The sequence below is a fragment of the Mesorhizobium sp. WSM3864 genome, assembly GCF_002294955.1.
GTDB lineage: Bacteria > Pseudomonadota > Alphaproteobacteria > Rhizobiales > Rhizobiaceae > Mesorhizobium.
Map to the genome: position 1 here is coordinate 79,602 of NZ_NSGD01000016.1, position 12,409 is coordinate 92,010.

Genomic DNA, 12,409 nt, shown 5'->3' on the forward strand with positions numbered 1-12,409 from the left:
CGGATCCGGCAAATGTCCGCAAAACATCGCTGCCTTCCATGCACAGCGGGTGTTCCTCGCTTGGGGAGAAGCGCCTCGCCGCCGGAGCAGACCAGGTGCGCGATGTGGTCCGACGGATCAAAACAGCTGTCAGGCAACCACACGAAACCCTGGCATACGAAGATCGGCTTAAAAAACGAGCGGCCGATGGAAATATCTGGGTCTGTCCGTCCCACCGATGAGTCTTTCGACTCCGGACATGGGTGCTGCCAGCTCTTGTCCGCGATCGCTTCTTCAGTGCCACGGCGGTCTCGTCAGCGACGCTGCAATCGAAACAGCGCATCTACACCAAGGTGGGACAGGTTCTCCGCCCGAAGTGCAGAGCCGCCGTCATGCGGCGAATTGCCAGTCAGGGCAGGTACGCGGGCAAGCCACTCCCCGCGGTGGCCACGGTGCCCGGTCTGCGACCGCATCGTGAATATAGGCTGATACCGCGTGAAATCTCCGAGGGCTTGAAACGTACAGCCCGTTCCCGTCCCAGAACCGGGGCGACTCGGGATTGCATTTGCCTACCCGACGGTGGCTGCGTCTGCACTCGTTGTCGGATCTTCGACGAAGTCGGACATGAGACACAGCCCTCTCAGAGTGATCGCATTGTTTCGCAATGATTTTCTCATCTTGGCACGACATATGCGGGGGCTGTCCCGCATGAGCGCTCCGTCAATCTCGATCGATGCGAGCAGGATTCAATCAAGGCGCAGTGCGTCGCTTCTGAAGATCAAGGAGAGAAGAGTATGGGGAGAGCGCGAATTGGGGTGGCGCGGGCAGTAACAGCGGCTGTCGTCCTCATCGTTGCGGGACAGGCCGGCGCGGCAGATATCCATCAAGCCGCGAGCGTTCCGAAGGTAGGAGCCCCGGTCGCGGAAGCGCCAAGCCCCTGGCAGGTCCGCATGCGCGCGTTGGGGGTGATCACCGAGGATTCGGGCTACGTCAACGCGGTGCCCGGCTCCGGTCTTTCCTATTCGAACAGCGTGACGCCGGAACTCGATATATCGTATTTCTTCACCGACAACATCGCCGCCGAACTCATACTCGGCACCACCTATGCCAACATCGATGGCCAAGGTTCGATCGGCGGGCTGGGCGAGATCGGCAAGGTTTGGCTGCTGCCGCCAACGCTCACATTGCAGTATCATTTTACCGATTGTGGCCCCTTCAAGCCCTATGTCGGCGCCGGCGTGAACTATACGATCTTCTATCATCAGCAAGCCGGCAGCGCCGATGATCTCAAGGTCAAGAACACATTCGGCGCCGCGCTGCAGGTCGGATTCGACTACATGGTGGACCAGCACTGGGGCGTCAACTTCGACGTGAAGAAGCTTTTCCTGAAGCCCGACTTCGACGTCACTGTCGCCGGCGCTAAGCTCACAGGCAAAGCCAGGCTCGATCCATGGCTGGTTGGCGCAGGTCTCACCTACCGGTTCTAACGACGAAGCACCCTGAAGAGGCATTTTCCAAGTCCGCGCCCGGATCATCCGCGCCGAGAAGTGGCACCGCGATGGGTCTTAAGGGAGTTGTTGGCATGCGCGTAGAAAACGATCATCGGCACGTGATCGGTGTGCCGGCCGCTCCCACGCAACTTGATGGTCTGTCTTCTGCAATTCTGCGGCAGAGGGGGGTGGCGCGGGTGTCGCTGCCTGGCGATGTGGTGACGTGGGCGGCAGGCCGTCATCAGACGCTCAGGCGGATGCTTTCCGACCAGCGTTTCAACAAGGACTGGCGACAGTGGCGGGCGCTGCAGGACGGCGAGATTCCCGAGGATCATCCGCTGATCGGGATGTGCAAAGTGGACAACATGGCCACCGCGCACGGCGCCGATCACCGGCGCTTGCGCGGCCTGCTGTCCAGCAGCTTCACGCCCAGTCGTATTGCCTTGCTCGCGCCACGGATCGAACAACGCGTCGATCAACTCCTGGCCGAGATGGCGCAGCGCGGCGGCAGTGCCGATCTGATGTGCGAGTTCGCCGCTCCGTTGCCCACCAACGTGATCGCCGAACTGTTCGGTTTGCCGGACGAACAGCGTGAAGAGATCGTCGCGCTCACCTACAGCCTGGCCAACACCTCCGCCACAGCCGAAGAGGTGCGACAGACGCGGCAGCGCATCCCGGAGTTCTTCCGTTGTCTGATCTCGCTCAAGCGGCGCCAGCTCGGCGACGATTTGGCTTCGGCGCTGATCGTCGCACGCGACAATGGCGAGCTCGTTTCCGACACCGAGCTCATCGACATGCTGTTCATGGTGCTCTCTGCAGGCTTCGTGACTGTCACCGGCGTCATCGGCAATGGCATGCTGGCATTGCTGACGCATCCGCAGCAACTACACCTGGTGCGCAGCGGCCAAGTTCCGTGGTCACAGGCGATCGAGGAGATTCTGCGCTGGGGCAGCTCAGCGGCCAATCTGCCGTTCCGCTATGCCACCCAGGACGTGGAGATCGACGGATGCATGGTGCGCCGCGGCGACGCCGTGCTGATGGCGTTACATGCGGCGAACCGGGACGAAAGGGCCTTCGGTCCGGGCGCCGACAGGTTCGATGTCACCCGGCGGCACAGCCCGCACCTGTCGTTCGGCCAGGGGCCGCATTCGTGCCTGGGCGCTGCGCTGGCGCGCCTGGAATTGGGCTGCGCCTTCCCCGCGCTGTTTGGGCGGCTGAAGGATCTAGCGCTGACCATCGCCGCGGAGGACGTTGTCTACATGCCGTCTTACGTCATTCGCTGCCCGCAGAGGCTGCCGGTCACCTTCCGCCCGTCCATGGCCTAGAGAGTGCGGCCTTCACCCCGGCTTCACTGATTCTGCGTGGAAGGCTCGACCAGTTGTTCCGCGATTAGCCGTACTCGGGGCCCTCCTGCCTCTCCGCTGGCCACAACAGCCGCGGCAGGTGGTTGCCCGGGTCAAGCGCATCCGGCCAGGGCCGATCTGCCGTTGGCTGGCAGCTAATGCTGGCGGGGCGGCTGCCTCAACTCCGGCGTGCCCAGCCGGCCGCGGCCAAAGCGTCGGCCACGAGGCTGTTGTGCTCACCCGGTCCAGCGCCGCCGATAGAGAGCACGATCTGAGCCGGCGAGATTGGCAAGCAGACACCGGCCTCCTCGACCCATTTTGCATGCTGCCAACCGGTGTTGGCCACGAGTGCTTTGTCATATCCTGATTGCATGTCTTCAAGCCCTGAGGTGCCAGGCTGACCTCGAAGATACAATGAAACAATCCTGAGGTTTCCAGACTGGTGGTGGCGAGAGAAAGACCTAATCTCCGGGCCCCGGCCGCCACTCGCGAAGGAGGTTGTCCGCGGTCCTGATTTGATCGCAGCAACGGCTGAGCGCTAGCCGCGCGGCCGGCGGTCTTTCTGTCGTCAATTTTTGCTCGTGCGGCCGGCGAGCAGCGCCATGCCCCAGCGACGGGCAAGATAGAAACTTAAGTGGCACGCACTTCCTGGCGCTGTCCGATTCCCGACAATGTCGGATCCGCAACATAGCAGAGTCCGATTACTCATTGCCGAAACGAGCTTTCTCGTTTGGCACGGAATGTGCGCGGTCCCGGACACGCCTCACAGAACAAGGAGAACCCATCCATGATCACCCACCAAAGTATCCCCCTCACGCTGATTCATTCAAAGATGACGCTGGAGTCAGGCCTCGCAACATGCTGATGACTCATCTGGCTCTGGGCTGCCCCCCGCCCCACTCTCTCCAAGTAAGTGCAACGAGCATGCATCACCCTCAACATAAGGGACAACCCACCTTAAAGCGGGCAATGCGCGTCCAAAACCTGACAAAGGGCTTGTCAGTTTCATTACAACCGCTATCCGGGCACTTCAGAGGCTTTTCAAAGATATCATGGGGTTAGCGCGCTGAGCCCGCTGGCACAGCGTTTGCACACAAGCAACGGTGCAAGACAAGGATGCTTCCCTGAACCCGTCCGCCTCCGAGAGGAAACCAATGCAGAAAGCTTTGAAAAAAGCATTAGACCGCAACGTGGTATTGCAGATCGGGTCCCCGGCCCCTTCGATTCAAGTCGAGAGCTGGCTGCGTGGCGAGCCCCTCACCAGCTTTGAGCCGGGCAAAGTGTACATCGTCGAATTTTGGGCAACTTGGTGCGCCCCTTGTGTGGATGGAATGCCCCGTCTGATGCAGCTGCAGGAGAAATACAAGGACAGCGGAGTTGAGATCATCGGGGTCGCGGCTTCTGAAGACGCTCCTACGGCCGATGAGGCCCGAAGCACGCTGGACACTTGGTTGACCGAAAAGTTTATGAATCTGAACTATCGGATCGCGTTCGACTTCACCGGCGAAATGAACACGCTTTGGATGGAGCCCAGCTTTTCTTTCGCGCTTCCGACCTCGTTCGTGGTCGACCGAGACGGCCAAATCGCGTTTATCGGTTACCCGATGCAACTCGATGAGGTTTTGCCGAAAGTGCTTACTGGCAGCTGGCGCGCCAGCAATAAAGCAAAATCCGCCGATAGGGAGCGGATCGCGGTAGGCGAAACGATAGCGCGCGAACAGGCGCTGAAGAAGAAGATCAATGACATATATAGCGCGGCGGTGGAGAAGAAGGATTGGAAGGCGGCGCTCTCGGCGATCGAGGAAGGCATCGCCTTGATGCCGGACAACCTCGGTTTGCGCCGTTCTCACGTGAATCTGTTGCTTCGCACAATGAAGGACATGCAGGTCGGCTTGCCGGTCATGAGCCAATTCGTTCGCGACGCGATCCACAGAAAATCCGAGAAATGGATGACTGCGGCGCTAGAGGAACTCTTCTCCCCGAACTTTGACTATTCGCAGTTTCCGTCTGCTGAGCGCTTGGCAATGGGTAAACAGCTGTCCGAACACATCCTGGAACTGAATCCCCCCGAAAGCGATCAATGCAAGCTCTTGCCTTATCCGTTGGCAGCCCTGTACTATCACGAGAGCGGCAACAAAGATCGGGCGATCGAGTTGATCCACCTTGCACTGAAGTCGCAGGGTGCTCCGGAGCGGATCCGCGACGAAGATGAACAGGACGAAGTATTGCATTTGCTGCAGTTCCTGGCCTACTTCAAGGGTGAGAATGTCTGCTACGGTGGTCTTTGCGTGGCTCCAAACAATGGCCGATTCGACAGCTGGTATACCGTTTGCGGCTAACCGTCAGCTTTATGCGAGGGACAACTTGGCCGGGCAGCTCTTGATGCGAACGGCGCGAACCCGCGTCCGGCTTGCGAAATCGCCTGGGCCGCTTGGACGTCGGTCAGAAGGACTGCGGTCTACTACGATGCCGGCCTTTGGTTAGGCGGGCCATCAGCTGAGCTACTGGCTTTGCGCGCTTCGAAGCGGCTTCGCGAACCAGCGCCAGACGGTCGTCGGGAATAAAAATTTGATGTCCGGCGAACAACACCTTCACGCCAGCCGGATCACGCCCGCCCGGATATTCCTGACATCCTGGCCGAGGTCGGCGCCGTTTGGGCAGAGCTCCGAATCGGGGTCAACGGCGAAGTTCTCCGAGGATTGCAGCGAGATAGTCGGTCCAACCGGCCTTTTTGCGCCTGAGCTTGATGGGGGCTTGTCGTGACGGCACGCTTGGATGGCGAAATGCCTGACGATAGCCATGTAATGCGCCCCGTGCCCCTTTCGGAGGCGGGATTGATCCTCGCTGCGGCGACGTCGAGGGTCCAGTGCAGCGCGTTCTCGATCAGGATTTCGCGCAGATGTATTGTGCGTCCTTACTCCAAATCGTCACTCCACGCATCGTCTACGGCTCAGCGTCAGACATGGCTGCGTTCAAAACGTCAGCCTGAAGCCGGCCCGCAGCGTGAAGGCATAGAAGTCTTGCCAGCGCTATCCTTGTAGGTTTTTTGTTTGCGGTCGCCATGTTGTAGGCCTTTGCGTAGCCTTTCTTCCGAAAATGTTTGTCGCCATTGGCGGCCAGGAAGACGCTGGCGCGTTCGGTCATCTGAGAATCGATCTTGGCGCCGGCCGAGATGAACGGCACCGTGAAGAAGTCGTCCTCAAATCGCAGCTCGCGCCTCCAGTGATCGTCAACAGCGCTTCAACGGTGAAGCCGCTGCGCAGCAGACCCGAGAGCGCTCAATTTCCCGAGCGTCGTGGTCGCTTCCGCGCCAAGGAACAGGCCGAAATAGCGCTGTTCGTAATCGATGCCCGGTTTCGGTCCGGGGACTCGCCGCGATAATCGCGGAACCCTTCCCCACTATATTGGTACGAACCGCCATAGGCCTTCCACTTCATGTCAGTGTATTTGACGCCGCCATGCAGGTTGATAACCGTGGCATCGTTGATCACGAAGTCTGGGCCTGCTGCCATGTCAAGGTCAATGTAGCGGTCAAGGCGAGTGTCGGGGTGGATGGACTGATGCGACCAATCCAGTTCCGCGAAGCTCGGCGCATCCTTGAGCCAATCACAGTCTTCCATATGGCTGTTGCCAGAGAAACCGAAGACGGCGTTGGCTGAAAATGATCCAGTTGTTCCACACCTCGGCCCTTAGCCCGGTGGTCAGAACCAGGCGCGCCGGTTTCCCAGATCAAATTGCTGATATGATTGCCCCACTTTGTCGTAGACAAGCTCCTTGCCCTTTAGCCAGGTGTATCCAACACCACCAAGAATGGCGACGCTCTTGTCGGGCGCTGAACAGATGGTCGAATGCGCCGCCATGGCGATGGTCGACGATGTGCAGAACGTGCCGAAAGCAAGAATTGCAAATGTGCAGCGATTCATGGGGCCTCCTCGGGATAGCCGTTGGTGATCTTTCGTTAAACGACGGCGGCTCTCAGCGCCCCTTTTGCAGGACTTGTTGTCGCGGCGACCATTCCTGGGCATTGGTGCAAAGACCTTGAACTCCGATGCGATGTCCAGGACGGCTTGGCATTGCTCTTGGCCTGATGTGCTGCATAGAACCGCGTGGTCGGCCACTAACGTGTTGCCGGACCGTATAAGAGATTTGGCCCGGCCGAGAGGCGACGCTCGTGGCGAGAGAACGGATTTGCACCGGCCGCCGGCGCTGTCAAAATGCCGAAGTTGGTGATGCGGCACGACGGTTAATTTCCCGCTCTTTGGCGATTAAGCGTTCCAGCTTGTGAATGTTGGGCACCCCTGGGATCACTTCGAGGCCGAGAACCACCCCAGGCGTGCCGTCGATGTACAGCTCCTTGGCGACCGCGCGATTGCGCTCGAGGAGGTTTTCGAGGGCGGGGTCTTTCATGTCCCGCTTGAGCTGTTCAACATCAAGGCCGACCTGTCTTGCGATAGTCAAAATGTCGAATTCGCTGAGCTGCCCGCTAGTAGCCATCAGGGCGTGATGGAACGCGTCATATTTCCCTGTTTGATGGAGGCGAGCGCCGCCAGTGCGGCAAATTTGGAACCCGATTTCTCGCCCGGATAATGTTTGTAGACAACCTTCAGCTTGGGATCATCCTTGAGGGCTTGCCTGGATTATACGGTCTTCCGCCCGGCACTGCGGGCAGTTGTAGTCCAAAAACACAATGAGAGGGACGTCGCCATTCGGGTTGCCAGCAGTTGGCGCAGCGGTGTCGTTCAAGAGTGCGTCGCGCCGCTCTGGAATGAGCTTCCGCCAATCCTCGGCGAGCCGGCGATGGTTTTCGAGCTGTCGGACGTAGTGTATGGCAACTGGACCATATCGTGTCGCTAGCCCGGAAAAAAGCAGGGCTAGGGCTGAAAAGGTGATAGCGCCAGCTTTTGGATTAAGCATGGGATGGCTCCAAGTAAACGGTGAACGGCAGGGTAGCAACAGCCGGCTTCTGACACCCTTAGGTGACAGCAGCCTGAAAGCCTCAGGACATTTGCGTCACTCCGGGTTCAGCGTAGCACCACGTTCAGAAAGGATCCTGCCCTCGAACTGGGAGCTCGGGAGCCCCTGATGATTCTCGGATTGGGTCCATTTTGATTTTCTACGCCGTCTGTGGCACTCCGGATGGGCGCGGCAGATCGAGAGAAATTTAGAATGTCATGTGAACTCCTGGGCTAAAGACTGCGCGACGGGCCATGTCGCGACACGTGTCATGGTATGCAATTGCCATGCCACCAAGTGGGTTGTGAGCAGCAACCACAAATCCAAGGAGTCGTCCGCCTGGTGGGCTCGAACTTAATCCCCAGGATGTCTGTATCTGAACACAGATTGTCATGAATCGAACTCGGACAAATGCTGTGACCAGCTTTGCACGGTTGACGCCAGAGTCCTCGGTTGAGCATTGCGCATCTAAGAGCGGATTGAGGCAACAGGCGATCGCCGGCCGGTCGAGTTGCGCAGCCGTGTGTTGCAGTTAGCCTTGCGGCATAGGGGCCGCAGGTGTGATTCCGGGCGCCGAATGCTAGGGTGCCGTTGGCGGCATCCAGCGACCCATCTAGCGATCACTGATCGCGCGATCGAGGTCCTACTAAGTTCAATCGCTCGTCCCGCTGCGGCCGTTCAAGGCTTCGCAGATTCGGTTCTGCATCGGCTTGCCTGGAGCGACACGGTGCTGGCCTCCTGCCGTCCAGGCGAGCTTGGCGTTCGAGTGAACCCGGTGCCGTGCTCCGACGGAAATCAGATCGCGTCTGCCCCCGACTTGGCAATGTCCAGACGGGTGAACGAAGAAGCCTCGATCCTTCTCTTGAAGCTGCTGCTTTGTCCCTAGGCCGCACAGGCGCATTGCCACTCTTTCGAGACGCGCACGCTTCGACCATCTCCTGGAGCGAGATGTGATGTTGCAAGACGTCGAACCGCTGCTCCTGCAAGTAGCGCAGGTGGCGCATGGTCCAGCTCTTCGTGCGCGGATATGGGCGTTCAATTGATCTGGCGGCTTAAATGACAGGCGGCCGGTTCCAGCCGCGGCGGACAAAATGTGAGGTTCACTACAAGCCGACGTCTGGTCACTGTCGAGTTTTGCAAAGCAAACGGACCTTACTGGACACTGAGATGCTGGCACGGACTTTGCAAGTTGGGAGGCGGCAACTTGGAGCGATGGTGTCGCTGTTGCCGGACAACAGAGGCAAAGCTTCCGAAGGTTTGATTTAGAAGTAACTCAAAGCACAAATGCGTTATCTTTGCCGGAACGCGTGAAGAAAATGAGCGCGTAAGCAGATACGTCATTGGTGAAGTTGGCATAACTTTTGAACAATCGTGCTACCTGTTTGGATACAGACAACATAAGAAAGCGAAGAGAAAACGATGAGTGCCGAAGGTAAAAAGAAACGCGGCGTATCAGGCGTTTCAAATGCGCGGAATATTGCGTTCCGCTATGGTGGCAATCCTTCAAATTACAGCTTGGCGATAGGGCACACGACTCATCCGCGTCTTGGCGGTTCGCTGTTCCTTAACGCTATGATCCTTGGGCAAATGCTGCCAGGATTTAACCCAAGTGAACGTATGTTGAAGGCTGCGGACGCTTGTATTGAGGAATGCCCCGTTCTTGGTGCGCCTTTCCAGTGAAAGAAGCGGAGAAATCGCAGTGACGTGGCAGATAGTGAGCCGATTGTAAGCGGGCTGTGCCGCCCTTCTTATTAGGCATCTTCTCGTACTCCCAGGAATGGAAATACTGATTGGCGTCGATAACAACAAGAACGATCCGGCATCGAGAAAAGCCGCCTTGCGCCGGAATTTGGCCCGCTGATTACCGGTACGCTCATTGTCGCGTTCGCGACGATGTCTGACATCGGACACAGCGCCGCCAGAGCGATCCATTGTTTAACAAGGATTTCCCAGTTGGCACGACGGTTGCGGTCCTATGCGCAAAAAACACTGCGACGCCGCACCAACTGGGAAGAACTTCATCCATGTCACGCTTTTCGAACGTACGGGCGTCACCGCAAAAATTGAGCCTTCTCGAGCAGACGAGAGCCATTGCGCTTTCATTCCTCAGGTCTTTCGGACATGACTGAATTCGATTTCCGCCCAACACTGAATGCGCCCGACGATGACCCCCATCTTTGGCTTGAGGATGTGGATGGCCAACGGGCACTTTCGTGGACCGCCAACCAGTCGGCGAAAACCTTGAAGGACTTCGCGGGAACGCAGTTCGAGCGCGACCGGGCGGCGCTTACGGCGATTTTCGATCGTCCCGGCCGGATTCCCCTGGTCACGCGCTGCGGTCCGTACCTCTACAATTTTTGGCAAGATGCTGGCAATCCGCGAGGACTGTGGCGCCGAACCACCCTTGCCCTCTACGTGAACGCGGACGCCCAATGGGAGCTACTGCTCGATCTGGATGCGCTCGCGGCTAGCGACGGAGAGGACTGGGTCTGGAGTGGTGCGTTGATCGAGCCGGAGAGACGGGAAAGAGCCGTTCTGCGCCTGTCGCGCGGCGGCAGCGATGCGGTCGTGCATCGCGAATTCGACCTGAGCTCTCTCAGCTTTGTCGCCGACGGTTTCAATCTGCCAGAGGCCAAGGGCGACATTGATTGGCTCGACCCCAACACTCTTGTGCTATGCAGTGCGCTTGGCGATGGCATGGCAACGCGCTGCGGCTACCCACGCACCGTGCGACTGTGGAAGCGTGGCGCGGATCCGCTCACCGCGCCGGTAATCTTCGAGACCGGTTCCGAAACCCTCGGTGTGAATGGCCATCTGGACCGTACCGCCGAGGGCGAGCGCTTGTGGTTCATTGAGCAATTGGGCTGGCTCGCGAAGAAAGTCCACATTGGTGATAGAAGCGGGCCGAAGACAGAGATCGATCTTCCGAAGGACGCCAGGTGGGCTAACTTCGGCGATTGGCTGGCGGTAAAGCCGCGCAAACCATGGACGGTCGCCGGGACGACCTATAGCGCCGACGCACTAATCGGCATTTCGCTTTCCTCTTTCCTTGCTGGAGAGCGTCATTTTAGTACCCTGTTTGAACCAGCCGAGAGGCGCTGTCTGCAGTCATTCTTCTGGAATGACGGGAAGCTCATTATCCACTACCTGGCGAACCTCGCTCCGAGATTCGAGGTGTTCACCCCAGGCCCGCAGGAATGGACACGCCGAGCCCTGGACGCCTTGCCGTCGCAAGGGACTGTTCACCTCTGGTCACTCGATGCGGCAGATCACGAGACCAATGGGGAGGTCCTGGTTTGCGTTCAGGATCCGATCACGCCGCCGCAGCTTTTGCTGTTCGATCTCAAGGCCGCGCCGCCTCTCAGCGCTTCAGCAATTCTGAAGCGCAGCCCGGAGAATTTCGACGCATCCGCACTGGTGATCACACGCCACGAGGCAGTCTCGATCGATGGTGAGATGATCCCCTATACGCAGGTCGGTCCACCAAACGGGAACGGAGATGCCCCAGTTCACCTTACCGCCTATGGCGGGTTCGGCATATCGCTCCTGCCCTCCTACAACTCCACCCTCGGCAAGCTGTGGCTCGAGCGCGGCGGCACGTGTGTGGTGGCCAACATCCGCGGCGGCGGCGAGTTCGGCACCTGCTGGCACGAAGCCGGGCGCAGGGAGGGCAAGCGTCTCGCCCATGACGATTTCGCCGCCGTTGCCGCCGATCTCGTGCGAAGGGGCATCACGCTGCCGAGGCGGATTGCCGCCCAGGGCGGCTCAAATGGCGGCCTGCTGATCGCCAACATGCTTACCCGCTATCCTGAGCGTTTCGGCGCGCTGTTCTGCACGGTTCCGCTTGTCGACATGCGCCGCTACACCAAGCTTCTGGCAGGCGCGAGTTGGATCGACGAATATGGCGATCCCGACAAGGCTGACGATTGGGCTTTCCTGAGTGAAATCTCGGCCTATCACGCCGCGTCGTCGGGACAGCCCTATCCGCCTATCCTGCTCGCCACCATGAGACGCGACGACCGCGTCCACCCGGGCCATGCGCGCAAGATGGCGGCAAAGCTGCAGGCCCTTGGCTATCCCGCTTACTTCTACGAGCCCAGCGCGGGCGGGCACGGCTACGGCAAGGACAATCGGGAGCGAGCCGCATTCATCAGCCTCGGTATCGGTTTTCTTCGCAGCGCGATCGGGTGGCATGCCGATGGCTTTCATAAAGGACCCGGAGCTCGACAAGGGCGAACTTCCGATGAGTGAGTACAGGTCGAGGACTGGGACAAGGTACAAACCGTGCGAGTACAGTTTGCACAATGCGCGCTAGCGCCTTGTCGATCTCAATCAATCGACGGAGCACTTCACACCACAGACTACAATTCTGAAGAGCAAGGAGAAATATCATGGCAACAAAGCGAATGAACGTGTCGCGGGGAGTAGCAGCGGCCGTCGTCCTGGTGCTGCTGGCACAGCAGGCTGTCGCGTTTCCAAAATCCCCCTGCGCGTCTTACCCTCCCCCCCCCCCACCCCTTAGTCCCCTCCCTTCCTGTGTCGCCCCCCCCCCCCCCCCCCGGCCGCGCCCTCTCCCGGGCGCCCCCCGTCCGGTTCCCCCGCGGGGGGGGGGTTTTTTTGGGGGCCCCAACGGCGACATTGGTC

General features: G+C 59.2%; 8 protein-coding genes and 3 pseudogenes. 5 read left to right on the forward strand and 6 right to left on the reverse strand.

Going from position 1 to position 12,409, the window contains the following annotated elements; genetic code table 11:
- Nucleotides 1-773 precede the first annotated feature (773 nt).
- The 3 genes from CK215_RS24750 to CK215_RS24765 all read left to right on the forward strand — a co-directional run bounded on the left by CK215_RS24750 (nt 774) and on the right by CK215_RS24765 (nt 5,151).
- Entirely contained in the window at nt 774-1,466 is a 693-nt protein-coding gene (locus CK215_RS24750; protein WP_095832489.1) for an OmpW family protein, read from the forward strand.
- Nucleotides 1,467-1,561: 95 nt separating this feature from the next.
- Nucleotides 1,562-2,794 carry a cytochrome P450 gene (locus CK215_RS24755; RefSeq protein ID WP_095832490.1) on the forward strand — a complete coding sequence of 411 codons (1,233 nt, stop codon included), beginning with the start codon at nt 1,562-1,564 and terminating at the stop codon, nt 2,792-2,794.
- 1,172 nt (nt 2,795-3,966) lie between these two features.
- A complete protein-coding gene (locus CK215_RS24765) occupies nt 3,967-5,151 on the forward strand; it encodes a TlpA disulfide reductase family protein (protein ID WP_095832491.1) in 1,185 nt (394 codons plus the stop codon).
- 337 nt (nt 5,152-5,488) lie between these two features.
- Here the strand turns inward: CK215_RS24765 and CK215_RS30895 are convergent.
- The 6 genes and pseudogenes from CK215_RS30895 to CK215_RS31945 all read right to left on the reverse strand — a co-directional run.
- Nucleotides 5,489-5,696: pseudogene (locus CK215_RS30895) on the reverse strand (ISAs1 family transposase); the annotation flags it as partial.
- Between the two features lie 59 nt (nt 5,697-5,755).
- Nucleotides 5,756-5,995, reverse strand: a complete 240-nt coding sequence (locus tag CK215_RS32305; protein ID WP_095832492.1) for a hypothetical protein — start codon at nt 5,993-5,995, stop codon at nt 5,756-5,758.
- Between the two features lie 95 nt (nt 5,996-6,090).
- Nucleotides 6,091-6,435, reverse strand: a pseudogene (locus tag CK215_RS32310) (omptin family outer membrane protease); the annotation flags it as partial.
- Nucleotides 6,436-6,513: 78 nt separating this feature from the next.
- Complete coding sequence (locus CK215_RS24785) at nt 6,514-6,735, reverse strand: hypothetical protein (protein ID WP_095832494.1); 222 nt, start codon at nt 6,733-6,735, stop codon at nt 6,514-6,516.
- Nucleotides 6,736-7,021: 286 nt separating this feature from the next.
- The gene (locus CK215_RS31935; RefSeq protein ID WP_348628615.1) at nt 7,022-7,384 is read right to left on the reverse strand and encodes a DsbA family protein; all 363 of its coding nucleotides are present in this window, start codon (nt 7,382-7,384) and stop codon (nt 7,022-7,024) included.
- A gap of 1,304 nt (nt 7,385-8,688) precedes the next feature.
- A pseudogene (locus CK215_RS31945) lies at nt 8,689-8,799 on the reverse strand (IS110 family transposase); the annotation flags it as partial.
- Between the two features lie 385 nt (nt 8,800-9,184).
- On the opposite strand from CK215_RS31945, the gene CK215_RS30905 reads away from it, so the two are divergent.
- Together CK215_RS30905 and CK215_RS24795 are read left to right on the forward strand one after the other, a co-directional pair.
- Nucleotides 9,185-9,445, forward strand: coding sequence for a hypothetical protein (locus CK215_RS30905; RefSeq protein WP_141245521.1), 261 nt, complete (start codon nt 9,185-9,187; stop codon nt 9,443-9,445).
- Nucleotides 9,446-9,886: 441 nt separating this feature from the next.
- Complete coding sequence (locus CK215_RS24795; RefSeq protein ID WP_095832495.1) at nt 9,887-12,016, forward strand: prolyl oligopeptidase family serine peptidase; 2,130 nt, start codon at nt 9,887-9,889, stop codon at nt 12,014-12,016.
- Nucleotides 12,017-12,409 lie beyond the last annotated feature (393 nt).